The sequence below is a fragment of the Bradyrhizobium lablabi genome (genome assembly GCF_900141755.1).
GTDB lineage: Bacteria > Pseudomonadota > Alphaproteobacteria > Rhizobiales > Xanthobacteraceae > Bradyrhizobium > Bradyrhizobium lablabi_A.
Genome location: NZ_LT670844.1, coordinates 1,577,173 through 1,604,130, shown reverse-complemented (window position 1 = coordinate 1,604,130; position 26,958 = coordinate 1,577,173). Strand labels below are relative to the sequence as shown.

The window sequence follows — 26,958 nt, the reverse complement described above, 5'->3', positions numbered from 1 at the left end:
AAGGAAATCCCCATGTCAGCCAATAACGCGCTCCACATCGCCGTGCTTGCCGGCGATGGTATCGGCCCTGAAGTGATGGCGCCGGCGCTCGAAGTCCTGCGCAAGATCGAAGCCACCACGGATTTGAAATTCCGCTTCACCGAGGCGCCGGCCGGCGCCAACAACTATCGCGAAACCGGCAAGTCGATGCCGGAATCTACGATACGATTGTGCGACGAGGCCGACGCGATCCTGCTCGGCGCCTGCGGCCTGCCGTCGGTGCGTTACCCCGACAACACCGAAATCATGCCGCAGGTGGAACTGCGCTTCCATTTCGATCTCTATGCGGGTGTGCGCCCGGCGCGGCTGATCCCGGGCGTGCCGAGCCCGATCGTCGGCGCCGATCAGCGCGGCATCGATCTCATCGTGATCCGGGAATCCACCGAAGGCCTGTTCGCCTCGATGGGCAAGGGCGTCGTCACCGATACTGAGGCGCGCGAGACGCTGGTGATCACGCGAAAAACCTCCGAGCGGCTATTTGAGTTTTCCTTTCGGCTGGCCGAGCGCCGCAAGGCGCGTGGGCGGCCGGGTCAGCTGACCTGCGTCGACAAGGCGAACGTATTCAAGGCGTTCGCGTTCTTCCGCGAAATGTTCGACGACGCCGCCAAGCGCCATCCCGATGTGAAAACCGACCGCCTCTATGTCGATGCCTGCTCGGCGCTGCTGGTAAAACGCCCCTGGGACTTTGATGTGATGGTGATGGAGAACATGTTCGGCGATATCCTTTCCGACATGACCGCCGGCCTGATCGGCGGCATGGGCATGGCGCCATCCGCCGACATCGGCGATCGCCACGCCGTGTTCCAGCCCTGCCACGGCACCGCGCCCGACATCATGGGGCAGGGCAAGGCCAATCCGACCGGCATGATCCTTTCCGCCGCGATGATGCTGGACTGGCTTGCCGACAAGCACGGTCTCGAAAGCGCGGCAGAGGCCGGCGAACGCATCGAGCGCGCGGTGGACAAGGCTTATGCGGATGGAATCAAGCCGATGGAATTCGGCGGCGGCAATGGGACTGCGGATATCGCGAAGGCGGTGCTGGCGGCGTTGTAAGGCCCTGCCACGGTCGCCATCGCTTCCGCAAGGGCCGCGGTGGCTGCACTGCTGCCTCAAGGACGGCCATGGCACGGCGCCGGCGACGAAACGCGCCTTGAACAGATCATCGCGACGTTTCTGGCCTGGGCCGAGACCTGAACCGGCTTCCCTTTCGCTGCGACAGATCGTGGTCGCCGACAACCCCGCCAAGGAAGCCAAATGGCCACCAACACCACGCCGACCGATCCCGTTCCGCTGTCGAAACTGCGGCCGGGCATGCCGCTTGCGACGCTAATCGCCGCCTATGGCGAGAACTGGCCGCAGAAGCCGCAGTCGAACACATTTTTCTTTGACGAGCCGATGGGCTTTCTTGTCCACATCGACGTCGACGGCGTGATCGGCGCCGTGACCTTCGCCAAGTCGTTTCCGCTGCCCGTCGAGATCGGTGGATTGAAGCGCGGCATGTCGATGGCGCAGGCGCTGGCGGCGCGTCCCGATCTCACCGATGCCGGCGTCGCGCCGCGCTCCGCGGTACGCCTGCTCCGCCTGATGTTGCCGGACGGTGTGCAATTCGAAGGCCGGTTTCTCGAGGATCAGATGATCGCCATGGAGCTATCGAGGCCCGGTGCCGTCTACGAGCGAAAGCTGAGTTATCCGCCGGCCGCGGGAAAACCCGGCGCCCCCTTCGCCGACCCGAATTTCAAGCTCGTTGTGCTTGACGCCTTGGCCTCGTCGGGCGCGATCCAGCTCGGACCGCGCGACAGACTGGCGCGTCACCTTTTGGACCCGAGCTACAACGAAGCGCGCGACGGTTACGACCTGCTCAAGCCGGTCTACGCCTATCTCGTGCGCTACCCCCTCGTCGTGGCCGATCTCGCCGCGGTCGAGGAGCTCGTCTTTGACGGTGGCAACGACATCTACGCTTACGCGTTCCCATTCTGGGACGGCGAGACCGATGCGTTCGACGTGTATAGTCTGGAGGGCATCGAGCTTCTCGCCAACCTGCGCCGCATCGAGGTGATCAGCCTGCTGCTCGACACCGATCTCTCGCGCCTCTCCGGACTGCAGCAGCTGGAGCATGTCGGTCTTGGCCATGGACCCTACCAGAACGGCGATAGCCTCCTGCAACTGCCGAAGTTGAAGACCGTGAGCTGCGGCAGGGATGCCTTTTCCGATCCGTCGCTCGTTCCCACACTTGGCGCGCGTGGTGTCTCCGTGCGACTATTTTGACAGGTTCACGCTGGCCCATGCGGGAACGGTCGTCATACCCCGCGAAAGCGGGGTATCCAGTATGCCGCGGCATTTCGATTAAATCATCGATGCCTCTGGAATACTGGATCACCCGCCTTCGCGGGTGATGACAACGTACCGACTACCGCCCCGTAAACTTCGGCTTCCGCTTTTCCATGAACGCGCGCCGGCCCTCGCGAAAATCTTCTGAGTCCATGCAGGCGGTGCCGATATCCTTGATCGCGTCCATGTCGCGTCTGTCGGGGTCTTTCAAGACCTGCGCGATAGTGATCTTGGCGGCTTGGATGGCGAGCGGCGCGTTGCCGGAGATGGTGCGGGCGATTTCCACCGTCGCGTCCCACAATTCTGCGTCGGGCAGCACGCGATCGACCAGGCCGATGCGTACGGCTTCCGCGGAATCGATCTTCATGCCCGTATACATGATCAGCCGCGCCCAGGACGGTCCGACCAGCGAGACCAGATGCTTTAGGCCGTCATAGCCATAGGCGATGCCAAGCTTGGCCGCGGGAATGCCGAACTGGCTGTGCTCGGCGGCGATGCGGATGTCCGACATCATCGCGACCTGCATGCCGCCGCCGAGGCAAAAGCCGCGGATGCAGGCAATGGTCGGTTTCGGATAGTCCGCGAGTAGCGCGCGCTGCGCGGCGCTGCGCCTTGAATATTCTTCCGAGGCTTCGGCATTGTGGCGATTTTTCTCGAACTGGCTGATATCGGCGCCCGAGACAAACGCCTTGTCGCCGGCGCCGACCAGGATCACGACGCGGACATCGGGATCGTCGCGCAATTCGACCAAGGCGTGACCGAGCCCCTCCCACATGTCGAGCGACATCGCGTTGCGCTTCTCGGGATTGTTGAAGGTGATGGTTCCGACGCCGTCGGTGACGCTCTGCAAAATCTTGCCGTCGGCGAAGGATTTGTCGGTGGCCTTGGGGACGTTCAGCATGGCGTGCTTTCGGTGATTAAAGTCTGAAGTACCTGATTGAAGCATTGCCTCCGTGTCTCGGCAATGGTGGTGCGCCCCCTCTCCCGCACTTGCGGGGGAGGGTCGGGGTGGGGGTGCCCGCCACGAACTCTGGCGCTTGTGGAGAGATTTTCCCCCACCCGACGCGCTCTGTCGAGCGCCATAGCCGAAGCTCAGCTTCGGCGTTCTTGTCCAAGAACGGCCGCCGATGGCGGCCTATGCTCCCCCGCAAGCGGGAGAGGTGCCGCCGAGTTCGCGGAAGCCGTGATTCCAATTCACGACTCCAGGAACGGGCCGATATTCGCCCGCGCGAATGCGGGCCGCGCCTGTATTTTAGCCCACCATTCGGCGAGGTGGGGATGTTTCTTTGCCGTTACCTCATGCGGCGCGATCTCCTCGTCGATCCGCTTCACGAACGGCACCGCCGCGATATCGGCGATCGAATAGGCTTTTCCGACCAGCCAGCCGGACGGCTTTTGTGCCTCTTCCATCTTGTCCAGGAGCTGCACCAGTTTGGCGCGGGCCGCGTCGCGCTCTTCCTCGGTATAGGGTTTTCGCGCCACCCGCAGCCAGGATTCCTGGCGCTCCTTGCTCGGGATGTTTTTCAATTTTTCGGCCAGTTCCTCATCCGACCATTGCGACGCCACCTTCTGCAAATGATGCCGCCAGTTGAAGATGATGAGATTGTGGATCAGCCCGTCGATATGCCGGATCCAGTTGCGCATCTCGGCACGCTCGTAAGGCGTCTGCGGGCGCAGCGGCGGATCGGGGTAGGTCTCGTCGAGATATTCGCAAATCGTGCCGCTTTCGTGCAGCGGCCTGCCGTCATGGATCAAAGTCGGGATCACGCCGTTCGGGTTGATCTTCAGATATTCCGGCGAGTGATGCTCCATTTTCGCCATGTCGACGACATGGCCTTGGTAGCTAAGCCCCTTCTCCTCGAGGCAGAGCCGCACCCGGCGCGACGCGCTCGAGCGCCAGCCGTGGTGAAGGATCATCATGGTCTGCTCCCGAACTGAAAAATACACCGTTGGCTCAGACGCCAGACCTGTGATGCCACTTTTTGGCGGGTTCGGGAATGCCTGTGATGATCCCACGGCGTGTCTCCCATAGTGAAGGCGACCTCCATTAGCCGGTGCTAACCTTTCTTCGGTGACCAGCCATAAGCCTTGGCGCAAGCACCGCCCATCAGCATGGCCCGCTCAGTGTCGCTCAGGCGGTCAGTCTTAAGGAAGGGCTCGACGGCCTGCTCATAGTTGACGACTGCGAACGCGCGCGTCCAGTCCGTGCCCCACAAGCAGCGATCGAAACCCCACGTGTCAAACACGCGGGCAAGCGGATCCCAAATGTCCGGGAAAGGATACGGCTCCCGCGACAGCGTGCAGGCACCGCTGACCTTGATCACCGCGTTCGGGCGCTTGGCGAGTTCCAGCACCTTCGGAAGGTCGGTCCAGGGCTGCGGCGGCGCGGGCGGCACGCGCGGCTGCAAGATGCCCAGATGGTCGATGATGAATCGCGTGTCGGGATGGCGATCGATGAGAGCAGTGCCCGCGTCCAAGTTGCCCCAGCACAGGATGTTGACCGGAAAGTCGTGGCGAACGGCCGCGCGTAGGATCCGGTCGAGGCCCGGGTCGTTCGGCTCGCGCTTGGCCTCCTTCGTAAGCATGATGCGGATTCCGACCGTGCCCGGCGTATTCTTCCAGTCGGCGACGACATCGGCCACATCAGGATCGTCCGGGTCGACCGGCTTGACGATGGCGAACCGGCCGGGATGGGCCCGTTGCACTTCCACGGCATAGCTGGCGTCGTAGCGGTACATGGAAAAGGCCGAGATGAAGATTGCGCCGTCGACGCCGACCTTGTCCATCGCCGCCACCATCTCGTCACCCGTGACGTGATCGGGCCAGTTCGGCACACTGTCCCAAGGTCGCTTCGAAGTGTTCGCATCATAGGCATGGACCTGGGAATCGATAATAGTCATCGGGGCAGCTCCTCTGTGCCAGGCGAGTTTGGACATTGCAGCAGGTTCGTGTCCAGAGGGCAAAGGTGCCGCGCCTTGTGGGGCAAAGCGAGCTGTTTCAACGGACTTGAAAAACCAACTTGCCCCGAAAGTGACGGGATTCGCTTAACTTGTGCGCGGCCGCGGCTTCGCTGAGCTGATAGCGTGTCACCTCCAAGGGACGGACGGCACCTAGCGCAACCAGCGCCACGATGCGCTCGAGATGTTGCCGATCACGTCCGACGCTGGGCCGAAGAGCAACGACGTCGCTGCGGTCCGGCTTTGGTGCCTGTGCTCCAGAGGCAATAAAGGCCGCCCGACCGCCTGATTTCAGCACAGTGAACGATCGCTGCGCGACATCGCCACCGACGGTATCGAAGGCGGCGTCGCAGTCTCTCACGACCTTGGTAAAGTCCATTGCATTGTAGTCGATAACCTCATCGGCACCAATTTTGCGCAGATAATCATGGTTCGACGCGCTTGCGGTCGTGATCACGCGAGCACCCAGATGTTTTGCCAACTGTATCGCAAAGCTCGCGACACCGCCCGCTCCTCCCTGGATCAGGATCGTCTCACCCGCCTTCAGTTTTAATGTGTCTTCGATTGCGCAAATCGCCGTCAACCCAGCGAGTGCCAGCGCAGCGGCATCGACATGTGACAGGCGATCGGTTTTCTTTGCGACGATGGCTGACTTGATCGCAATCTTCTCGGCATAAGCGCCTTCCTGACCAACGTCGCACACGCCGAAGACCTCATCGCCAACACGCAGATCTCTGACACCTTTCCCAACTGCTGAAACGACACCGGAGAAATCCCGTCCGAGAATGTAAGGGAATCGCGAAAGCCGGTTCGATTTGCCCTCACGCACCTTCCAGTCCGCGCCATTAACGCTGGCGGCGACAATATCAACCACGACCTCGCCGGGCGCGGCCACGGGATCCGGCATCTCGCCGAATTTCAGAACTTCCGGCCCACCGTGTCGTTCGATGAAGGCGGCTTTCATTGGCATTCCTCGCTTTGGCGAAGCCAAGGTCGCATTTTTTGATTTACGCATTCAAATTGCGCGCGGCAACACTGCAAATAGCAGCCATCCCGCGTGGTGCTGGAATGCGCGATTGCACCGGGTTAGATCGTTCTCACCTTCGACGATCTTGCCGTTCTTGGGCGTTTCTCCACGCTCTCATCATGCCGCGCAGCCTTGCGCTCCTTCACATCTGATCCCGCGTGAACAGCTGTCGTCCCGCGGTGAGCGACATATTCTTTGCCGTCGACCGGTGCCAGATGCGGCGGATCTTTATCGAGATACGGTCGCCCGATTCCAAACTCCTTCTCATGTGCATCGATCCATTTCCAGAGGCTTTCAGTGGAAACCAATCGCTGCGCCCGTGTCCCGCCTTTGACGCTCACGACATCGGCCGCGAGCCCGTGACCGTAGCCGCCGCGAAAACTCCCGCCATGATACGACCTGTCAGTCGCCGCCTTCAGGCCGCTTGCGATCGATTGGCGGTAGTCATCGCGGAACGCGCTGGTTATGCCAGGCGACAGCCCGGCCTCCTCCGCGGTGTGCAGCGCGTGAAAGAGCTTCAGTTTGAAGCTCCGATCCATGCCTCCGATCACGTAGTCCATTATTGGCATGCCGGCTTTTTCCGCCGCCTTCGGATCCTTCCACGCGAAATCCTCATCGACGAGCTTGGTAAAGCTTTTCGTGACAGTCACCGTTTTGCGCTTCTTCTTGACCGTCACTTTCCTCAGCTCCTGCACCTTGATGGTGTCCTCCTTGGGCGTCCGTTGGTAGATCGCCCACAGATATCGGTCGATGCAGATATCAACTACGAAGCATTCGTCGAGAATTTCGATGGAGCTCACAGTATCCTTGGTGTCTTCAGGCATCGCATTAGGCGTGCTCGCTGTCGCCTCCTGTACGGGCGGTGTTTCGGGCGGCAGTATCTGCGACGAATCGGTCAACGCGGCCTCGACGATCGGTTTCGGCTTATCCGAGGCCGCCATCGTGTCGGTGGCCGTCCCGCTCACCAGTTCGGCGGCCTTCGCAACGTCGACGTTGCCGATACCGTCGTTTCCTATAGCTGTTGGCTGCGGCGCGTCCGCGAGCTCGAAGTCGGCGGTGAGAGATGGTGCGAGGCGGTCCAGGGTTGGCGCTGCGGTGTTCTCGATGCCGGCCGAACCGAAGCCCGCAAACCAGGCGACAATCCCCGTTCCGCACAAGACCGCCGCCACTGTCGCAGATCGCCGTGGGTTCATGATCCCAACCTCCAAACGCTCCACCTGAGCCAGGTTGCTCAGCAAGCATGGGACGGGCTGATTTTTCGGGTCACGATACGACTACGCAATGGCGAAAGCTGCAGCTCATCAGTCTTTTCCAAAGAGTGTTGCCCGTATGCAACGCGCGGCCATCACTGCGCGAGGTGCGCCGTCAATGGATGATTCGCGGCCTGGTTGAAGAACGCCGCCTCCTCGGCGGTCGCTTCCAGAAGCTGCTCATCCTGGTCATAGATGTCGTTGCGGAACTGGACGGTCTGGTCCTTTGTCATCCATGCCGTCAGGTAGATCCAGGCCACCGGGACCTTCTTCGGCAGCGCGATCTCCTGGTGCTGGCCGGTGGCGATCGCAGCATCAATCGCGGCGCGATTCCATTTCGCCATCTCCTCCTGCAACAGCCAGGCGGCGAGGTCGCGCACATTGTCGACCCGCGAGCAGCCATGGGAGTCGAAGCGGTAATCGTCGCTGAACAGATTGCGCTGGTTGGTGTCGTGCATATAGACCGAATAGGGATTCGGCATGTCGATCTTCACCGCGCCGAGCGCGTTCCAGGCGCCGTTTTGCTGGCGTACCGTGAAATTGGGCGTGTGCGCACCGGACCAGTCCACCGCGTGCGGATCGATCGGGTTATCATGCCCATCCAGCACCTCCATGTGCATGCGCGAGAGATAGCCGGGGTCTTTGCGCATATGCGCGGAGATTTCGGTTTTCGCGATCGATGACGGGACGGTCCAGGTCGGGTTGAGAACGACGCCGGTGATTTCGGCGATGAGCGTCGGCGACGGCTTTTCGGTCTTGCCGACGATCACGCGATAACGTCGCACCACCTGATCGTTCTCAACGGCTTCCGCGAAGGTCGCGGGGAGGTTGACGACCACATAGCGCTGTCCAAATGCAAAATTCATATTTTGCAGGCGCTCGAGCGAGGCCTCGAGCTGCTTGATGCGCTTCTGCACGGGGACGTTCAGCGCGGCCAGCGTGCGCGGCGTCATGGTTCCCGTCGACGCCAGGCCGTGGCGTACCTGGAAACGCTTTATCGCCTCGGCGACGGTGTCGTCGAACGGTCCGTTCGCCTTGTCGGCAGCCAGATCGCCGCTGATCAAGAGACGCTGGCGCAGCAGATCGTCATTCGGCCCAGCCACGCCGGGTGCGAATTTGGCGTCGGCAGGGATCATCGGCCATCCGCCACGGACCGCCAGATCCGAATAGCTCAGCGCCGCTTCCTTGATCCGCTGCGCGGTGCCTTCGTCATAGGTCGGCTCGTGCGACAGCGCCAAGGCCGCCGCCGAACGCTGCTCGGGAGTGGATGCGGCCGGCTTTGCGGCTGTGGCGTGCGCTGGATTTGCCGGCATGGCGTGCGCGGGATTTGTCGTGCCCGCCGGCGCTGATGCCGGCGGTTTGGCCGGCAACGGCGCCGTGCCTGCGCCGGTATTGCCTGCGCCGGTTGGACCCGCGCTTTGCCCAAGCGCCGGCGCGGTCGCAAGCATCGTGGCAATGGCTAGGATTGTCATTCTTCGCATGTGTGATGCCCTTGGGAGGCGCCGCGAGGGCGCGGAGATTGAAATCGACGGGCCCGGCGGCTTGAGAAAACCGGACGAAACCGGACCGGGAGCTGATCCGTAAATTGCATTGGCGAGGTTTAGCCCATGACAGTTGCGTTCTGATTAAGTTGTTATTGCGGCTGTTGCATCGCCGCAAACCCCGGAGAGGACCCTTTGCTATGTCGCGCCAGCCGCTGGTATGGTTCGCAAACGGCGTCAGCCGAAAAACGAAAAAAATGCCTATTGGGAGAGCAAATGCCGCTGACGCGTCGCGAGGCGATTTTTGGAGTTGGCGGCGGGCTGGCTGTGCTGGCGGGGTTTTCGGCCAATGCCCAGGCGCCGTACCCAAATCGAACCATCAAGATGATCGTGCCCTATCCGGCGGGCGGTACTACCGACCTGCTCGGCCGCATGGTCGCCGACCGGCTCCAGACCGGGCTCGGCGCCACTGTCGTCGTCGAAAACAAGCCGGGAGCCGCGACCTCGACCGGCGCGGAGCAGGTGGCTCGCGCCGAACCCGACGGCTATACGCTGCTGATCGCGACCTCGACCACGCTTGCCATCAACAAGTCGCTCTACAAGAAGCTGCCGTACGATCCGGTCAAGGATTTCACGCCGATTGCGCTGGTGGCCGCGGTGCCGTTCGCGCTGATCGTCAATCCGCAGCTCCCGGCCAGGACGCTGTCCGAATTCATCGCCTACGCCAAGTCGAAGCCGGGCCTGGCCTATGGCTCGGCGGGCAATGGCAGTCCGCAGCATCTCGGCGCTGAAATGCTCAAAACCGCGGCGGGTCTCGATATCCGCCATGTGCCCTATCGCGGCAGCGTGCCGGCGATGCTCGACGTGATCGCGGGGCACATCCCCTTCATGGTGGTCGATCTGCAACCCGCTTTGCCGCAAATCAAGGAGGGCAAGGTGCGGGTGCTTGGCGTGACCACATCGAAGCGGGTCGCTGCCGCGCCCGAAATTCCGACGCTGGCCGAAAGCGGCCTTGCCGGTTTCGAACTCGTGGCGTGGCAGGGCGTTGTTGCGCCGGCCGGCGTGCCGCGCGCAATCGTCGACCGATTGGCGGCGCAAATTGGAAAACTCGTTGCCGATCCCGCAACGCGCGACAAGCTCACCACCATCGCGCTGGAGCCGTTACCCGGCTCGACGCCGGACGGTTTTGCGGCTTACGTGAAGAGCGAGGTCGATCGCTGGGCGGTCATCGTGAAAAATTCCGGCGCCGAGCTGGAGTGACTGGAATGTGCCCGGTAAAATTCTCTGCCAAAAATACCGGCCTCATCCTGAGGAGCTTGCGAAGCAAGCGTCTCGAAGGATGGACGCAACGCACGACTCGCGGCCATCCTTCGAGACGCGCGCAAGAGCGCGCTCCTCAGGATGAGGTCGGAGATATACTCACGGCCTCTCAGGATGAGGTCTTAAACCCTCATGGTGAGGAGCGCGGCAACGCCGCGCGTCTCGAACCACGAGGCCATGGGATATGCGGTCATGTTCTATCCAAGCGTGATGTGCTCTACACATGCCCGACATGACCGAACCTGACGTCGTGATCGTTGGCGCGGGCCCGGTCGGGCTGACGCTTGCGATCGATCTCGCCTGGCGCGGCATCGATGTAACCGTGGTGGAGACGCGTGCCCGCGCCGAGCCGCCGGAGCCGAAATGCAACCACGTCGCCGCCCGCACCATGGAGATTTTCCGGCGGCTCGGGCTTGCCGAAAAAGTGCGCAACGCCGGACTGCCGGCGGATTATCCGCACGACATCAGCTATCGCACCACGTTCACCGGACAGGAGCTGACGCGGATCAAGATTCCCTGCCGCCGCGATCGCTTCACGGTGAAAGACGGACCGGACGGCGACTGGCCGACGCCGGAGCCGCCGCATCGCATCAACCAGATCTTTCTCGAACCGATCCTGTTCGAGCACGCCGCGGCCCAACCGCGGATCACGATCATCAACCGGACTTCGGCCGAAGACGTGGTAGTCGAGGATCATTCGGCACATCTTTGCCTGCGCGATCTCGACAGCGGGACCGAGAGACGTTTGAGCTGCCGCTTTCTGATCGGCTGCGACGGCGCGCGCTCCGTGGTCCGCAAGGCGATCGGCGCCGAGTTTGCCGGCGACGCCGTGGTGCAGCGGGTACAGTCGACCTATATCCGCGCCCCCGATTTGATCGACCGTCAGCAGCACGAGCCGGCCTGGGGCACCGGCTCCATCAATCCCCGCCGCGCCGGCATGGTCTATGCGATCGACGGACGCGAGCGCTGGCTGGTGCACAATTACATGAAACCGGACGAGGGCGATTTCGAAACGGTCGATCGCGACGCCTGTATAAGGACCATCCTCGGCGTGGGAGCGGACTTCAAGTACGACATCATTTCCAAAGAGGATTGGTTCGGCCGCCGGCTGATCGCGGAAAAATTTCGCCGCGGTTGCGCGTTCATCGCCGGCGATGCGGCGCATATCTGGGTGCCTTATGCCGGTTACGGCATGAATGCCGGGATTGCGGATGCCATGAACCTGTCCTGGCTTTTGGCTGCGCATCTCAACGGCTGGGCGCCCGCTTCCATTCTCGACGCCTATGAGGCAGAGCGCTGGCCGATCACGAGCCAGGTCTCGCGATTTGCGATGTCGCACGCCGAAGCCGAAATTCGCCGCCGCGGCGCGGTGCCCGAGACAATCGAGGATTCGGGCGCCGTGGGTGAACAGGCACGGCGGGAGGTCGGGCGTCTCACCTATGAGATCAACGTCCGGCAATATGCCTGCGCCGGCCTCAACTTCGGCAGCTATTACGACCGTTCGCCGATCATCGCCTATGACGGCTCGGCGCACCCGGCCTACACGATGGACGGCTATACGCCGTCGACCGTTCCGGGCTGCCGCACGCCGCATCTTTGGTGCAAAAACGGCAAATCGCTCTATGACGCGATGGGCGAGGGGTACACGCTGCTGCGGTTCGATCCCGCAGCCGACGTAGCTGCGCTGGAAACCGCGGCGCGCAAGAGGGGCGTGCCGCTAAAGGTTCTCGACGTCGAGCAGCCAACTACCGACCAAGCAAGTACCGGGCACCCAACTGCCGCCATTTTCTGTGGCAGTGGACTGGTGTTGTCGCGGCCGGACCAGCATGTGGCCTGGCGCGGCGACCGCCAACCGGCCGACCCGCTTGCCCTGATCGATCGTATCCGCGGCGCGGCAAATCAGGTTCGCTAGGCCGAGATCGGCCGAGCGGCCTGACGCCTAGTCTTCGTTGGCGGCGATCGATTCCATCAAGGACACCAGCTGACGTTGCACCGTCTGATCCTTGATCTTGCTATAGGCGCGCAGCAACCTCAGGCTGAAAGCGCTGTCGAGAAACAACAGGCTTTCGACCTCGCGCGCCTTGCCGTCACCGTCATAGAAGAACGTGACGGGGACATCGAGCGCGGTGGCGATCTGCTGGAGACGGGCGGCGCCGACACGGTTGACGCCCTTCTCATATTTTTGAACCTGCTGAAAGCTGACGCCAAGTTTATCACCGAGCTCGGCTTGCGAGATTCGTTGCTCGACGCGCCGCAGCCGGATTCGCTTCCCCAGTTCAATGTCGGGTTTGCCAGCACTGCGCTGCTTCATTCTCTTCGCTGCTGATTGTTTCATTCTGGTTTTACCGTCCTTCGGTCGAGAAGCCCCCGAACAATTGGGTCAGGGTTTCACCCTTATATACTGAATTAAATTCTCTGGGATGGATGAATTCGTCCTTAAACCACGGGAATTTTGCAGGGTTAAAAGCATCCACCAGCCAGTCGATCATGTGTCGTACCCGCGGAATGCGGCCACTTCCGGGATGATAGGACAGCCAAATATCGTACGGCCAGCGCAATTCAACCTCTAGAGGTATTATCTTCCCGCCAAGCGCGCAGGCATAGGTCGGAAGCATGCCGATGCCGGCGCCGTTGGCGACCGCCCAGTAGTTGGCGCTGCTCACATTTGTTTTCATCACCAGCAAGTCCCGCTGCGAATAGCCGGGAAAGATGCTTTCGAACGCCTCCTTGGCGGCGGCGCGGTCGGCGACCTGCATCACCAGCCGGTGCTTGGCGAATTCGCCCGGGGTCCGCGGCACGCCATATGTTTCGATATATTTCTGGCTGGCAAAGAACATCAAATGCACCCGGCCGAGCCGGACCATCTTGACGTCCAGCGCGACCGGCGGCGACAGATGGATGGCGATGTCGGCTTCGTCTCGCGAGACGTCCGCCGAGCGCATCGAGCATTGCAGGTCGACCACGATGTTCGGGAACGACTGCTGGAATTCGACCAGGCGAGGGGTCACCCAAAACGTTCCCAGGCCCTCGGTAATGGCGACCCGCACTTCGCCCGAGAGCGTGCTGGTGACGGAATTGCCGGCGCGCAAGAGATCGAATGACGCCGCCTCCATCCGCTCCACGGCCGAGACGACCAGCGAGCCTTCGTCGGTCAAGCGGGTGCCATGGACGTCGCGCATGAACAAGGTGGCGCCGATCTGCCGCTCGAAATCATCGATGCGCCGGCGAACCACGTTGATGGACAGATCAAGCCGTTCGGCTGCGGATCGGAAGCTGCCGCAGCGTACCACTTCCAGGAAAATCCTGGCCGCGTCCCAATCGGTGAGACTGCCGAGTGCCGTCTTGTGGCGTTCCTCCTGAGGAACGCCCCTTTCCTGTGCGAGGCGCATACAGATCCCCCGGTTACTTGCTAAGCTTCGCAGAATATCGAGCGGTCTACAACCATGACGGGTCCACGCCGCGCATTTTGGCGCTGGCGGTGCAGGCCGGTGCAGCCAAGTGCAGGGAACACCACGGGATAGGGGCAAGCAAGCCGGTCCCGCCGTTGAAAGGCAAGCCGCGTGACATCAGTCGTCAGCCTTCGGACATTTGCAAACGCATCGAGCGTTCCGATCGTCGTTTTTGTCGATATGCAGCAGGAATATCTGGCCAAACCGCGGCTGCTTGCGATTTCCGAGATTGACCGCGCACTGGACAATTGCCGCAAGGTCCTGGATCATTCGCGTCGAATTGGTCTGCCAGTGGCATTCATCCGCATGCTCAGTGAATCAGCCTTTTTCAATCGCGCTACGCCGTTCGTGCGTTGGATCGAGGGTTTCGAACCCTATCGCAACGAAATGGTATTCGAGCGAAGTAGCCCATCGTGCTATTCTTGCGAGCCGTTCGCCGCGTTGTTGAACCAAAGTTGCGGCGGCATTGTGCTGGCCGGATTTGCCGGCGAGTCGGCGTGCCTGTCGACGTTGATCGATGCGTTCCATCGTAACCACAAGGTCACATATTTATGCGACGCATCGGCCAGCCACGCGCTCGAGGATATCCCGGCCGACGAAGTGCACCGTGCTGTTTCGAAGATATCAGGAATCTACGGAGAGGTGCATGAAACCGCCGAATGGATCGCCTCCACTCTTCCTCGCAAGCTCGGTAACGGAAAAAACGCCGGTGGCTAGTTCAGAAGAAAAATTGCATGCGGTTCTCGCAAGCCTCGAGCAGTGCCGGGGCGCGCTCCTGGACGTGAGCGATCGCGAGACGGCAATCATGGTGTCGGTCGCCATCCTCGAACTTCGGATGAAGCTCAATCGCATCGAGGACGCGGAGTTGAAGGCGTTGTGCGATGCGATGCTGCCCGATGAAGCGGGATCGCAGGAACCGAAAGCGCCGCAGCGCCGGCGTCCGCTCTTGAAGCTCGTCAAATAGCGCGGCGTCGCAAGCTCGTCCAAATAACGCCGCGCCGCCCGACACGCCAAGCGCCAGCCGGCCGGCGGCCCGATCCGCCGGCGTTGCAACCGCGGTCGCCGCGCCGGCCGCGATGCCGGAATGTTGATCGAAAAATCCGTCGCCATCGCCCATCTGATTGCGCATTCCCGCGTATCCGTTAAATGGAGCCCGGCCCGTTCGGCATTCCCCGATGTCGGCCAGGCAGCAGCAATGGTGGCGACGACGGTATGATTCACGATGTAACGGTGCCCGCGGCCCTGATTGCCGGTCTGGTCAGTTTTCTGTCGCCCTGCGTGCTGCCTTTGGTGCCGCCTTATCTGATCTACCTCACCGGCGCCACCATCGAGCACGTCGCCAACCAGGAGACGGTATCGTCATCGAAGCGTGCGGTGATGAGTTCGGCTTTGATGTTCGTGCTCGGCTTCTCCACCGTGTTCGTGGCGTTGGGGGCCAGCGCGTCGCTGATCGGCGGATTGATCCATGCCTGGTCGGCCGAGCTCGCGATCGTCGCCGGGATCGTCATCATTCTGATGGGCCTGCACTTCCTGGGATTGACCCGGATCGGTTTCTTGATGCGGGAAGGGCGGCTGCCGATCCCAAAACCGGTCGGCCTGTGGGGCGCCTATGTGATGGGGCTCGCCTTTGCGTTCGGCTGGACCCCCTGCATCGGCCCGATCCTCGCCGCCATCCTGTCGGTCGCCGCCGCCGAGGCCACCGTGACCAAGGGTGCCATGCTGCTCGCGGTCTATTCGGCAGGCCTCGGAATTCCGTTCCTGATCGCAGCCTTCATGGTCGAGCAGTTTTCCGCATTGTTCGCGCGGATGAAGCGGCACCTCGCCAATGTCGAGCGCGCGATGGGCGTGTTGATGATCCTGACCGGCATCGGCTTTCTTACCGGCACGGTATCCGATGTCAGCAACTGGCTGTTGGAGACGTTTCCGAGCCTGCAGAATATTGGTTGAGCCGCGTAACAAGGAGGTAAGTCGCGACGAAACTCCGGTTCATAAGTCCAATCCTTAAAAAAAAGGGGGGGTACCATGAATTTCATTGTCAATTTGCTTATCCTGTTGCCGGCGCGCATCGCGTCGTATTTTGCCTGGGCCGGGCCGCTGATCATGCGGCTTGTTGTCGGCTACACCTTCCTGCTGTCCGGATGGGGCAAGCTCAACAACCTGTCGCAGGTGATCCCGAATTTCGTCGAATGGGGCATTCCATTTCCCCACATCCTGACGCCGTTCGTCTCCGGCGTAGAATTCTTCGGCGGCGCCATGCTCATTCTCGGCCTGTTCACCCGGATCCCGGCGGCGATGCTGGCGGTGGTGATGGTGGTTGCGATCAAATCGGCGAAATCGGGCGACGTCGATTCGCTGGAAACGCTGCTTGGTTTTGAAGAAGCGACCTATTTCGCGGCATTCATGTGGCTTGCGATCGCAGGTCCCGGCGACGCTTCGCTGGACCGGCTGCTGGTTAATGGGTCCGGCCACCCGCAGGAATCGACCTAGCGATCGCGCTCACATTCGCGTGACGCCTGCGGAAATGCTGAGCCCGGATTTTTCCGGCTGCGTAGCTGTCGAAACAACCCGCGCATTCCGGGAGACGTCATGAAGCTCGTCCGCATTCTCGCTTTCGCGATTTTGAGCGCCGCGGCCTCATCCTCGTTTGCGGCCGAGCCGGTCAAATGGAACGACTGGGGCGACGATCTGTTCGCCCGCGCCAGTGCCGAACAGCGTTTTGTCATTCTCGATCTTGAGGCGGTGTGGTGTCATTGGTGCCATGTGATGGAAAACACCACCTACGCGGACCCCGAGGTCGGCGAACTCCTGGCATCGAAATATCTCCCCGTTCGTGTCGACCAGGACGCCAATCCGGACCTGTCGAGCCGCTATGGCGATTGGGGCTGGCCGGCGACCATCGTGTTCGCTCCAGACGGCAGCGAGATCGCTAAAATAAGAGGATATATCGAACCGGCGCGGATGCAGGCCCTGCTTAAGGCTGTGATCGACGATCCGTCTCCGGGCCCGTCGGTCGGGGACGCGTTCGAGATCAAGCCATCCGCCTCCGTCTTCCTGACACGGCAGCAGCGCGCCGAACTCGTGAAAAACTACGATGAATCGTACGAAGACAAGTTAGGCGGCTGGGGCGACAGCCAGAAATATATCGACGCCGACGGCATGGACTACGCATTGTCGCGCGCCGCGGCCGGCGACGTTGTCGCGGCCAAACGCGCGCGGCAGACGCTCGATGCGGCTCTGGCGCTGATCGATCCCGTATGGGGCGGGGTGTTCCAATATTCCGAAAGTGGATCTTGGACCCATCCGCATTTCGAAAAGATCATGTCGTTCCAGGCGCAATATCTGCGGCAATACAGCCAGGCCTATGCGCTGTGGAAGGAGGCGAAATATCTCGCCGCTGCGCGCGAGATCGAGCGCTATATGGCGACATTCCTGCTCAGTCCCGACGGCGCATTCCAAGTGAGCCAGGATGCCGATCTCGATCACGACACCGATGGCCACAAATTCTACGTGCTCGGCGATGCCGGCCGCCGCAAGCTCGGCATGCCGCGCATCGACAGGAATCTTTATGCCCGCGAAAACGGCTGGGCGATCAGCGGCCTGGTCGCCTTCTACGACGTCACCAACGATCCCCTGATATTGGCGACCGCCGAGCGCGCCGCAAAATGGGTCAACGACAATCGCGCGTTCCCTGCGGGCGGATTTCGCCACGGCGAGAAGGATCGCGGCGGTCCCTTCCTCGGCGACACGCTTTCGATGGGGCAGGCGTATCTCGACCTCTATGCCGCAACCGGTAACCGCGATTGGCTTGCCGCTGCCGGCCGGGCCGGGGATTTTATCGCCGCGACCTTCCGGGATGACGCGGGTGGTTTTTGGACCTCGAAGACGTCGGAAGCAAAAGTCGGCGTCTTCACAAAACCGGCCAAGCTCACCGATGATCAGGTCGCCGTCGTGCGCTTCATGAATCTGCTCAGCCGCTATTTCGGCAGCGACGCCTATCGCGAGCAGGCAGCACATGCGATGCGCTACCTCGCCGGCGCGTCAGTTGAACTGGCGCGGCCGCTGCCCGGCGTCCTGCTCGCCGACGAAGAACTCGCGACCGAGCCGACGCACATGACCATCGTCGGGCACAAGGACGACCCGCGCGCGCAAGCCTTGCATGCCTTCGCGCGAGCTTATCCGGCAGGCTACAAACGGCTGGAATGGCTCGACCTGCGCGAAGGCAAATTGCCCAATCCCGATGTCGAATATCCCGACCTCGGTGAGCCGGCGGCGTTCGCCTGCAGCAACCGCATCTGCTCGTTTCCCTCGTTCAGCGCCGAAGAACTCCAGGCCACCGTGAAGCAGATGGCGAAGCAAAAGCCCGCGCGCGCCTCGCTCGACTGATGCGACGCGCTTGAGACGGATTCCGCTTGTGCAGCGCAATGAGATCGCCTGGCATCCGGTCTAATCGTTTGAAGCATCACGCTTTCTTAAGCTCATAAGGCCGCGCCGGCGTGCTGGCGGCACGCAATGAAATACTCTTCCCAGGCCGGGGTTAGACATGGACGGGATGTCCAATATGCAAAAAAGAAAATTTTCTTTTGAAACTGCTGTAACCAAATCACCTGATGCCCCGTAGCTAGCTCTGGATGAATATCAGATCGCGGGGGCCTGCGAGGCACCGCGGATGGGTGGGCATCCAATACTTCCGTTCGTTGTGCGGTCCTGCACTGGATGCGCATGACGTCACATTTTGTCGTCAAACAATCATCGAGGAGATCGTCATGAAGTTGGATTCCAAGTCCGGTGCTACCCTCGCGGCCGCCGCTGCGACGCTGTTTCTCGCCGGCGCTACGGTTTCGACGCTGTCGAGCCCGGCCAATGCCGCCAGCGGACAGTGCTTCGGCGCCAACGCCTGCAAGGGCCAGAGCGCCTGCAAGAGCGCTTCGAACTCCTGCAAGGGTCTGAATGCCTGCAAGGGCCTGGGCTTCTCCAAGATGTCCGACAAGAGGTGCGAGAACGTCGGTGGCAAGTTCGTCAAGTCCTGATCCATTCGTCTCGACGCGGAGAGGGCCCGGCGATGCCGGGCTCTCATCCGCTGCAATGACCATGATCCGGAACGGCGGGATGTTGCCGTGGCATGACGGATGTTTCGCATTTTACGTATCATCGTGCCGAAAAAATAAATTTGATCGGCGGAGTAACGAAAACCGATCTTGGACGTAGCTATCGCTGGGTGCGCCTCTGTCTGTCGGGAATCCTGTCGGCTTGCAGTCGATGCATCCTCAGCCACAACCCAATGGGAGGAATGCTCATGAAGATTGCTTCTAATTCCGGAGCCGCTATTGCCGCCGCTGCCGCCACGCTGTTCCTGGCGGGTATGACCATCTCGACCGTTGCGCAGGCCGCGGACGGTCATTGCATGGGTGCCAACGCCTGCAAGGGCCAGAGCGCCTGCAAGGGCGGCAAGTCGCCCGGTCCGGGCGCGAACGCCTGCAAGGGCCAGGGCTTTGCCTCGATGAGCAAGGAAGCGTGCGCCGCGGCCAAGGGCAAATTCCAGCCGGGCTAATTCCGGCGGGCTCAGGAAGCTGGCGGGCCCGGCGTAGGCCGGGCCCGCCTTTCATGGTAAGATCGCCCGCGCGTGCCGGCGTCGGTCCATCAGAATGTTGAAGCCGGCCTTGTCGGCCGGTCGAGTGCGGAGGCAGCATGAACGTCGCAAGTCAATTGCCAAATTCATCTGCGGCAGCGCTTGGGGGACGTCAGATGCCGTCCGCCAAACCGCCGTTCCTTGGATTTGGCTTGGGCCTGCGCGCCCAGCACTACGATGAAATCCTGAACGGCAATCCGCCGATCGACTGGTTCGAGGTCATCAGCGAGAACTACATGCTGCCGGGCGGCCAGCCGCTGCGCATGCTCGAGCGGATCCGCGCGCGCTATCCGGTGGTGATGCACGGCGTCTCGCTGTCGATCGCATCGACCGCGCCGCCGAATTTCGAATATCTGCACGAGCTGCGCGAGCTCGCCCGGCACGTCGAGCCGCGATGGATCTCCGATCACCTGTGCTGGACCGGGGTGCACGGCAAGAACCTGCACGACCTGCTGCCGATCCCCTACACCAGTGAAGCGCTCGATCACGTCGTCAGCCGCGTGCAACTGGTGCAGGATTATCTCGGCCGCGCCATCGTGCTGGAGAATGTCTCGACCTATCTGCAGTTCAACAATTCCGAAATGACGGAGTGGGAGTTCTTGAGCGAACTCTCGCGCCGCTCCGGATGCTGGCTGCTGTTCGACGTCAACAATGTCTATGTCAGCGCCTTCAACCACGGCTACGATCCGCTCACCTTCCTCGAAGGCATCCCCGCCGACCGCGTGGTGCAGTTTCACATGGCCGGGCACAGCCATATGGGCACCCACATCATCGACACCCACGATCATCCGGTGTGCGAGGATGTCTGGGAGCTTTACATCGCCGCCCTGAAACGCTTCGGCCGCGTCTCGACCATGATCGAGCGCGACGACAACATTCCCCCGCTCGATGAATTGATCGTCGAAGTCAATCGGACCCGCCAAATCGCGGAGCAGGTTTTGCCGCCGCTGATCCGGCAAGCCGGATGAGCGATTTTGCCAGGCAGCAGAGCGCCTTTCAGCGCGGCATCCTAAGCGGCGACGATGCGGTGCTGGCCGAAATACTCGACAGCCCCAAGGAAAAGCGCGAGGTTTTGTACGGCGTCTACCGACATGCCTATGGCTCGCGGCTGGTCGAGGCCATGCGCAACGAACACGAGATGCTGCACCTCTATCTCGGCGACGAAATGTTCGATGCGATGGGGCATGCTTACGTTGCCGCCCATCCGTCGCAACATCCGAACCTGCGCTGGTTTTCCAAAAACCTTCCGGATTTCCTGAAATCGGCCGAGCGTTACCGCGACTATCCGGTGCTGTCCGGTCTCGCAGCCCTTGAAAAGGTGCTCAACGACGCGTTCGATGCCAGGGACGCGCCGGTGATTGGTCTCGCGGATATGGCCGGCTTTGCGCCGGAGGCGTGGGCCGGTCTTACCTTCCAGCCTCATCCCAGTGCTCTCAGGCTTGACGTCTCGACCAATGCGTCGGCGATCTGGCTTGCGCTCAAGAACGACGAGACCCCGCCGGATGCGGTTGCGCTGGAACAGCCGTGTCGTCTGCTGATCTGGCGCCAGGATGTGACGCCGATGTTCCGCGAATTGGCAACGGAGGAGGCGATGATGTGGGACGAGGCGGCGAGCGGCATTCCGTTCGGCGTGCTCTGTTCGATGCTCGCGACCTATGACGATCCCGATGCTGCTGCGGCGCGCGGCGCGGGCTATCTGCACGGCTGGATCACGGCCGGACTGTTGACGGGCGTTTCCGGCGGCGCTTGAGGGCCGGGTCGATGGATGCGAACACTGGCCGCAATTTCATCGAACGATTGACCTGGGACGCGGTCGCGCGGCGCATCGATGACGGCGCCGCCGCTATCCTGCCGATCGGCGCGGCGGCCAAACAGCACGGCTTTCATCTGCCCATGAATACCGACCGCATCCAGGCCGAGTGGCTCGCCGCACGGCTAGCGGATCGCATCGACGCGCTGATCTGGCCGACGGTGGTTTATGGATACTATCCGGCCTTTGCCGAATATGCCGGCAGCAGCGGACTGTCCGCGCCGGTATTCGAGGCCACCATTGCCGAGATTGCGACGGACATCCTTGGCTTCGGTTGCCGCGCTTTGTTCGTGCTCGATACCGGGATCAGCACGATGGCGCCGGTCGATCGCGCGCTGGCGCGTCTCAAGAGCCACGACGCGCTGCATCTTGGAGCTTACGACGGACCGCGTTTTCGCCGCGCCGCCCAAAAACTTGCCGAGCAAAGCCATGGCAGCCACGCCGACGAACTCGAAACGTCGGTGATGCTGGCGCTCGCCCCCGATCTGGTCGACATGTCGCGCGCCGAGGCGAGCCCCGCTTTGCAACATGAGACGCCCGAACCCCTGACGCCGACCGATAAAAGCTCGCCGAATTACAGCCGCTCCGGCAGCTACGGCGATCCGACCTTGGCGACGCCTGCGAAAGGCGAACTGCTGCTCGCCGCCATCGTCGAGGATCTGGCCGAGACGGCTGCTGCGTTTCTCGCTGAGAAGGACAAATCGGGCGAGACCACGCATCGAAGCGCATCGACATGAAAACGACAGCAGGATTTCGCGGGATCGTCGCATGCGCCGCCTCATGCGCCGTCTTGACGCTGGCCTTCCTCGCGGCGTTCGGCTTGCGGGCGGAAGCACAATCGGAATTGGCGCGGGGCAGTCGCATGCCCTATGACGCATTCGACCGGCTTCCCAAGACCGACATCGAGGTTCCCGGCGGCGCGATTCACGTGGCGTTTGCCCCCGGCGAAGTCGTGCTGCCGAAAGAAAAAATCCTGGACTGGGTCAAAACATCGGCCAAGGCGGTCTCGACCTATTACGGAAGATTTCCCGTTAACTCCGTAAAGCTGCTGCTGGTGCCGGTCGATGGGCCGCGCGTTCGCGGCGGCACCACCTGGGGCTATCGCGGCGCCGCCATTCGCGTGCTGCTGGGCCGCGAGTCCAGCGCCGACGATCTGCGCAACGACTGGGTGCTGGTCCACGAGATGGTGCATCTCGCGCTTCCAGACATGGAGGAGCGCTACAACTGGCTGTCCGAGGGGCTCGCCGTCTATGTCGAGCCGATCGCGCGGGTGCAGGCCGGAGACTTGACCGCGAGCGAAATCTGGCAGGCGATGATGCGCGACATGCCGAAGGGCCTGCCGCAGGCCGGCGATGAGGGCCTCGACATCTCCGACACCTGGGGCCGTAAATACTGGGGCGGCGCGATGTTTTGCCTGATGGCGGACGTCGAAATTCGCAAGGCCACCGGCAACCGGCTGGGGCTGCAGGATGCCATGCGCGGCGTGATCGCGGCCGGCGGCAATCATGAGGTCGATTGGCCGATCGAACGTATTCTGGCAACCGCCGACAAGGCGGTCGGGCTGCAAGTGCTCACGCGTCTTCACAACGAGTGGGGCGCCAAACCCGTGACACCCGATCTCGACGCGCTGTGGCGGGATTTGGGATTAGGTATTCAAAACGGCAGTCTTGTCTTCGACGACACCGCACCGCTCGCGGCGATCCGCGCCGCGATTACGCAAGCGCGGGCTAAGTAAAACGAAGTCCGGAAATATCAGAGTTCGTCATGCCCGGGCTTGTCCCGGGCATCCACGTCTTGCCAATATCGCCGCAAGAAAGACGTGGATGGCCGGGACAAGCCCGGGCCATGACGAGGAAATGGGTGAACTGAGCCGGATCATTCTCTAATACTTCGTCTGCGCGACCGTCACGTCGTCCCACTCGGCGCCGGCCGGAGCATCCAGCGCCTGTCGGCAGCGTTCGATCATCATCGACGACGCCCGATCCTCACCGCGAAGACTTATCGCCTGCTCGAAGTGCCGGATCGCCGCGGCAAAATCCCGCGCGCGATAGGACACGAGGCCCGCGGCGTAGCATTCGACCCAGCCAGATGCGTCCATACATTCGCCGGCCATGCCCAAAAGTTCGAAAATTTCCAGGCCGCCGGCCCGCCCATAGACCGCGAGCCGATCCAGTTCGCGAACGACGATGCGCTCGCCCGCGAGCCTGCGGGTTTCCGGGCCGATGATGATTTGCGTTCCGTAGAGCTTGTTGGTGCCCTCGAGGCGGCTTGCGACGTTTACCGCGTCGCCGATGACGGTGTAATTCAATCGAACTTCCGATCCGATATTGCCGACCAGCATGTCGCCGGAATTGATGCCGATGCGGATTTTTAAGCCGCCCCCCTGGTCGTCGACGAGGCCGAGCTCGCGGACCGCGCGCTGGCAGGAAAGCGCCGCCCGGCAGCAGTCGATCGCGTGGTCGGGGTTTGTTTGCGGCGCGCCCCAGAACGCCATCACCGCATCGCCGATGAATTTGTCGATGGTGCCGCCGTGGCGTTGAACCTCGCCCGATACCGCATCGAAATAGCGCGACAATAGCGGGATGATCCCTTCGCCCAATCGCTCCGACAGTCCGGTGAAGCCTGCGAGGTCGACAAACATCACACTCATCGGCCGCACCGCGCCGCCGAGGCGGGCGCCGTTGCCGTCGCTGATCAAGAGCCGCACCAAATCGGCCGGAATGTATTTTCGAAACGCCGCGAGCCCGAGCGCCATATCCGCGATCGCGCCGGAAAGATTCTCGATCTCGGTCAGTTGCGACGAATGCCGCTCGACCTTCTCAAGGTCGAAACGCTCGACATGCCGGATCTCGTTGACGACCTTGATCAGCGGCCGCGCGATCAAACGCTGCGCCAGCCATGCCGACAACGCGCCTGCGAACACGATCACGACCGCAAGCCCGATCAGCAATTTGCGGATCGTCGTCTGTACTGGCCCCAGAAATTCCGACTCCGGGACGACGGTGACCAGCGACCAGCCGGGAAACGAAATCGGGGTCAGCACCGCCTCATAGGCCTTGCCCTCGCGCATCACCTGGGTGCGAAACTCTTGGCCCTTGTCGGTGTCGTAATCGCTGCCGGCCTGCCGAATGGCGTCGACCGCGACCGGAAACAGCGGGTGGTTGGTTTTCAGCGCGGTCAACTCATCGGCGTCGGGATCGGGCGACGCGATCGCCGTGCCGTCGCGATCGAGGATGAAGGCGCCGGCGGACTTCCCCACAGTAAGTTGCGACAGAAAGTTCGAGACCCGCGTCAGCTCGATGATGATGGCGAGCACGCCGGCGCGCTTGCCGTCGATGTCGATCGCCATTGCGAGCGCGGCGGCGGGCCGCTCGCCATTGGGATGGGCTTTGAGCGTCGACCAGCGCTCTTCGCTGGAGCGGTTGGCGCCGTCATACCAGTCCTGGTCGGTGACCGAATATTTTGTCTCTTCGGAGTGGCTATCCACAAGCTTGATATCGGTGCCCGCGAACTCGTAACTGTCGAGCGCCATCTTGGATTCGCGGCCGGCGATATCGAGCATTTCGATGGCGGAATCGCCGAGCTTGTGGGCGGCGGAGAACGATCCGTCCGGCCATCCGAACGCGACCCACGAAATGGTCGGCTGCGCCCGCAATTGGGAAAGGAACACGAATTCGCGCTTCCTGGCATCGCCGGGGTCGAGCACCTTTTCGACGAACAGCGTGCGCACCGCGATCATCGACGACCGCGCCTCGGTGGTGATCGACTGCAATTCGTCGCCGACCGCGGAGACGATCTGCTCGTTGATGGTGTCGGCCAGCGTCTGGCTAATCTGCTGCGCGGTCCGCCACCACAACAAATGCACGCCGACGGCGCTGGCGATGATCGACGCCAGCACCAGGCTTGATACGGCGCCGCGTATCCCGATGCGCATGCAAATATCCCCGTTGCGGGTCTGTTACCGCAGATACGGATCATAGTCGCGTCTATTACGTTGGGTGGGAACATTTCACCGGCTGGACACGGCTCTGTGAGCTGCCTCAATATTGGCGCGCGCCGCCCTACCGCTCGCCATCCAGCGAGCAGCTCACCGTATAGACCACGCCGCGGGGCAGGAAATCGACGGTAGCTTCGCCGCCGAGCTGGTCGCGCGCGCTGCGTTCGATCAAGCGCGATCCGAAGCCGCGCTGCACCGGCGCCGTGACCGGCGGGCCGCCGGTCTCGGTCCAGATCAATCGCAATTGCGGCTCGGCGTTTTCGGTGGTGACTTCCCAATCCAGCGTGACGGTGCCGCCGTCATTCGACAGCGCGCCATATTTGGCGGCGTTGGTCGCGATCTCATGCAGGATCATCGACAGCACCACCGCGATCCGCGGCGACAGCGGCACGTGCGGCCCGGACATTTTTATCCGCTCCGGATTGTTGAGCAGATAGGGCTGCAGCACACGCCCGACCAGATCGTTGAGTTCGGAGCCCTGCCACTTCTCCGTGCTCAGGAGATTATGTGCTTCCGCCAGCGCGCCGAGCCGGCCCTCGAACTTCTCGCGCTCGCTGCGGCTGGCGCTGCGAAAGGTCTGCACCGCGATCGACTGCAGGATGGCGAGCGTGTTCTTGACGCGGTGGTTGAGCTCTTCGACCAACAGGCCGTGCAGCATCTCGCCCCGGGCGATCGTGGTCGCCATCCGCACCGCAAAGGCAAGGCCGGTCAACAAAAGGATGCCGCCGATCGCGCTGGTGATCGCAAGCTTGCGCCACAACGGACCGACCAGGGAATCTTCGGGGATGCCGGCGGCAACCGTCCAGCCGGTGACCGAGGATCGCGCGAAGCTGGTGATCAGCGGCACGCCTTCCATCGACACCGCCTGCAGTGTCGCCTCGTTAGATTTTAACATCTCGGAATACAGCGAAGGCGTGGCGCGCTTGCCCATCGTCTCCTGCGGATTCGGCGCGCGCGCGAAACTGATACCCTCGCCGTCGAAGATCGAGATGGTCCAGTCTTCGCTCGGGCGCTGTTTGTTGATGATGCCCTGGAAGATCTCGACCGGCGGGCTGAACGAAATATCGTAAACCACCTCGCCCTCGCGAAACACCGGCACCTCGACGGTTACGATCGGCTGTTGCTTCACCGCGCCGACGAACAGGTTCGAGTACTGCATCCGTTTGGTCGCGAACACCCTTTCAATGATAGCGCGGTTGTTGCGCAAGGGCAGGTTCTTGATATCCGGCGTGACCGACGAGAACAGCTGACGGCCTTCGCGGTCCGCCACCAGCACGACGCCGCCGTCGCGATATTGGTCGAGGAAACCCCGCGCGATCCGGCGGAACGCCGCGAAATCGCCGTTGCGCAGCGGGTCGGTGAGCGCCAGCACCTGCAGTGCCCCGGTCATGCGCTGCATCTCGGCGTCGAGCACTAGGCGAATGCTGCGCACGGTTTCGAGCACGCGCTGCGATGCATTCCTGCGCTCCTGCTGGTAGTTACTGAAGACGATGCCGGCGGCAAACAAAATCAGCGGCAGCGTGGTGCCTGCGACCAGAAGAGCAAGGCGCACTGGCAGAGAGGGTTTCGGCACGCGGGTCCCGCATCGATACGTTGGCGAAGGTTGCGCCACACGCTCGCGAGCATAGGAGAAGCGCTTTGAATCCGCCAAGGATTTTAGCCGCGCCGGCCGGC

At 62.0% G+C, this 26,958-nt stretch carries 26 protein-coding genes; 16 read left to right on the top strand and 10 right to left on the bottom strand.

Going from position 1 to position 26,958, the window contains the following annotated elements; translation table 11 throughout:
- Window positions 1-12: 12 nt before the first annotated feature.
- Window positions 13-1,092 carry an isocitrate/isopropylmalate dehydrogenase family protein gene (locus B5526_RS07570; RefSeq protein ID WP_079544779.1) on the top strand — a complete coding sequence of 360 codons (1,080 nt, stop codon included), beginning with the start codon at window positions 13-15 and terminating at the stop codon, window positions 1,090-1,092.
- A 201-nt stretch (window positions 1,093-1,293) separates the two neighbouring features.
- Window positions 1,294-2,304, top strand: a complete 1,011-nt coding sequence (locus B5526_RS07565) for a DUF6892 domain-containing protein (RefSeq protein ID WP_079537645.1) — start codon at window positions 1,294-1,296, stop codon at window positions 2,302-2,304.
- A gap of 142 nt (window positions 2,305-2,446) precedes the next feature.
- On the opposite strand, the gene B5526_RS07560 is transcribed toward B5526_RS07565, so the two are convergent.
- From B5526_RS07560 to B5526_RS07535, 6 genes are all read right to left on the bottom strand, one after another.
- Window positions 2,447-3,268, bottom strand: a complete 822-nt coding sequence (locus tag B5526_RS07560; protein WP_079537644.1) for an enoyl-CoA hydratase — start codon at window positions 3,266-3,268, stop codon at window positions 2,447-2,449.
- Window positions 3,269-3,561: 293 nt separating this feature from the next.
- On the bottom strand, window positions 3,562-4,287 hold the full coding sequence (locus tag B5526_RS07555; RefSeq protein WP_197688423.1) for a glutathione S-transferase family protein: 726 nt from the start codon (window positions 4,285-4,287) through the stop codon (window positions 3,562-3,564).
- Between the two features lie 137 nt (window positions 4,288-4,424).
- On the bottom strand, window positions 4,425-5,267 hold the full coding sequence (locus B5526_RS07550) for an amidohydrolase family protein (RefSeq protein WP_172841992.1): 843 nt from the start codon (window positions 5,265-5,267) through the stop codon (window positions 4,425-4,427).
- A 97-nt stretch (window positions 5,268-5,364) separates the two neighbouring features.
- Window positions 5,365-6,288 (bottom strand): NADP-dependent oxidoreductase, encoded by a 924-nt coding sequence (locus B5526_RS07545; protein WP_172841991.1) that lies wholly within the window; start codon window positions 6,286-6,288, stop codon window positions 5,365-5,367.
- A gap of 122 nt (window positions 6,289-6,410) precedes the next feature.
- Window positions 6,411-7,544: a peptidase M15 gene (locus B5526_RS07540; protein WP_079537641.1), complete on the bottom strand. Its 1,134-nt coding sequence runs from the start codon at window positions 7,542-7,544 to the stop codon at window positions 6,411-6,413.
- Between the two features lie 152 nt (window positions 7,545-7,696).
- Window positions 7,697-9,073, bottom strand: a complete 1,377-nt coding sequence (locus B5526_RS07535) for a L,D-transpeptidase family protein (RefSeq protein ID WP_244562218.1) — start codon at window positions 9,071-9,073, stop codon at window positions 7,697-7,699.
- A gap of 285 nt (window positions 9,074-9,358) precedes the next feature.
- Between B5526_RS07535 and B5526_RS07530 the strand changes: the two genes are divergently transcribed.
- The gene (locus B5526_RS07530) at window positions 9,359-10,342 is read left to right on the top strand and encodes a Bug family tripartite tricarboxylate transporter substrate binding protein (RefSeq protein ID WP_154071186.1); all 984 of its coding nucleotides are present in this window, start codon (window positions 9,359-9,361) and stop codon (window positions 10,340-10,342) included.
- 292 nt (window positions 10,343-10,634) lie between these two features.
- The gene (locus B5526_RS07525) at window positions 10,635-12,314 is read left to right on the top strand and encodes an FAD-dependent oxidoreductase (protein ID WP_197688422.1); all 1,680 of its coding nucleotides are present in this window, start codon (window positions 10,635-10,637) and stop codon (window positions 12,312-12,314) included.
- A 27-nt stretch (window positions 12,315-12,341) separates the two neighbouring features.
- Here B5526_RS07525 and B5526_RS07520 read toward each other — a convergent pair whose 3' ends face one another.
- On the bottom strand, window positions 12,342-12,737 hold the full coding sequence (locus tag B5526_RS07520) for a helix-turn-helix domain-containing protein (RefSeq protein WP_154071185.1): 396 nt from the start codon (window positions 12,735-12,737) through the stop codon (window positions 12,342-12,344).
- 7 nt (window positions 12,738-12,744) lie between these two features.
- On the bottom strand, window positions 12,745-13,791 hold the full coding sequence (locus B5526_RS07515) for a LysR family transcriptional regulator (protein WP_079537637.1): 1,047 nt from the start codon (window positions 13,789-13,791) through the stop codon (window positions 12,745-12,747).
- A 171-nt stretch (window positions 13,792-13,962) separates the two neighbouring features.
- Between B5526_RS07515 and B5526_RS07510 the strand changes: the two genes are divergently transcribed.
- From B5526_RS07510 to B5526_RS07460, 12 genes are all read left to right on the top strand, one after another.
- Window positions 13,963-14,568 carry an isochorismatase family protein gene (locus tag B5526_RS07510; protein WP_154071184.1) on the top strand — a complete coding sequence of 202 codons (606 nt, stop codon included), beginning with the start codon at window positions 13,963-13,965 and terminating at the stop codon, window positions 14,566-14,568.
- Complete coding sequence (locus tag B5526_RS07505; protein ID WP_079537635.1) at window positions 14,561-14,815, top strand: hypothetical protein; 255 nt, start codon at window positions 14,561-14,563, stop codon at window positions 14,813-14,815. Before B5526_RS07510 ends, B5526_RS07505 begins: the two co-directional genes overlap by 8 nt.
- Before the next feature lie 120 nt (window positions 14,816-14,935).
- Complete coding sequence (locus B5526_RS39390; protein ID WP_283807605.1) at window positions 14,936-15,067, top strand: hypothetical protein; 132 nt, start codon at window positions 14,936-14,938, stop codon at window positions 15,065-15,067.
- Complete coding sequence (locus tag B5526_RS07500; RefSeq protein ID WP_079544776.1) at window positions 15,064-15,798, top strand: cytochrome c biogenesis CcdA family protein; 735 nt, start codon at window positions 15,064-15,066, stop codon at window positions 15,796-15,798. The genes B5526_RS39390 and B5526_RS07500 overlap by 4 nt, the downstream gene beginning before the upstream one ends.
- Window positions 15,799-15,873: 75 nt before the next feature.
- The gene (locus B5526_RS07495; RefSeq protein ID WP_079537634.1) at window positions 15,874-16,338 is read left to right on the top strand and encodes a DoxX family protein; all 465 of its coding nucleotides are present in this window, start codon (window positions 15,874-15,876) and stop codon (window positions 16,336-16,338) included.
- Window positions 16,339-16,437: 99 nt separating this feature from the next.
- Window positions 16,438-18,234 (top strand): thioredoxin domain-containing protein, encoded by a 1,797-nt coding sequence (locus B5526_RS07490; RefSeq protein ID WP_079537633.1) that lies wholly within the window; start codon window positions 16,438-16,440, stop codon window positions 18,232-18,234.
- A 380-nt stretch (window positions 18,235-18,614) separates the two neighbouring features.
- Complete coding sequence (gene bufA2 / locus B5526_RS07485; protein WP_079537632.1) at window positions 18,615-18,878, top strand: BufA2 family periplasmic bufferin-type metallophore; 264 nt, start codon at window positions 18,615-18,617, stop codon at window positions 18,876-18,878.
- A gap of 266 nt (window positions 18,879-19,144) precedes the next feature.
- Window positions 19,145-19,399, top strand: a complete 255-nt coding sequence (bufA2, locus tag B5526_RS07480) for a BufA2 family periplasmic bufferin-type metallophore (protein WP_079537631.1) — start codon at window positions 19,145-19,147, stop codon at window positions 19,397-19,399.
- Between the two features lie 194 nt (window positions 19,400-19,593).
- Entirely contained in the window at window positions 19,594-20,445 is an 852-nt protein-coding gene (gene bufB, locus B5526_RS07475) for an MNIO family bufferin maturase (protein WP_079537630.1), read from the top strand.
- Window positions 20,442-21,227 carry an HvfC/BufC N-terminal domain-containing protein gene (locus B5526_RS07470; RefSeq protein ID WP_079537629.1) on the top strand — a complete coding sequence of 262 codons (786 nt, stop codon included), beginning with the start codon at window positions 20,442-20,444 and terminating at the stop codon, window positions 21,225-21,227. The genes bufB and B5526_RS07470 overlap by 4 nt, the downstream gene beginning before the upstream one ends.
- A gap of 11 nt (window positions 21,228-21,238) precedes the next feature.
- Complete coding sequence (locus B5526_RS07465) at window positions 21,239-22,024, top strand: creatininase family protein (RefSeq protein ID WP_079537628.1); 786 nt, start codon at window positions 21,239-21,241, stop codon at window positions 22,022-22,024.
- Window positions 22,021-23,022, top strand: coding sequence for a hypothetical protein (locus B5526_RS07460; RefSeq protein ID WP_244562217.1), 1,002 nt, complete (start codon window positions 22,021-22,023; stop codon window positions 23,020-23,022). Before B5526_RS07465 ends, B5526_RS07460 begins: the two co-directional genes overlap by 4 nt.
- A 147-nt stretch (window positions 23,023-23,169) precedes the next feature.
- Here B5526_RS07460 and B5526_RS07455 read toward each other — a convergent pair whose 3' ends face one another.
- Window positions 23,170-25,221: an adenylate/guanylate cyclase domain-containing protein gene (locus B5526_RS07455; protein WP_079537627.1), complete on the bottom strand. Its 2,052-nt coding sequence runs from the start codon at window positions 25,219-25,221 to the stop codon at window positions 23,170-23,172.
- 127 nt (window positions 25,222-25,348) lie between these two features.
- Entirely contained in the window at window positions 25,349-26,857 is a 1,509-nt protein-coding gene (locus tag B5526_RS07450; RefSeq protein ID WP_079537626.1) for a sensor histidine kinase, read from the bottom strand.
- Window positions 26,858-26,958 lie beyond the last annotated feature (101 nt).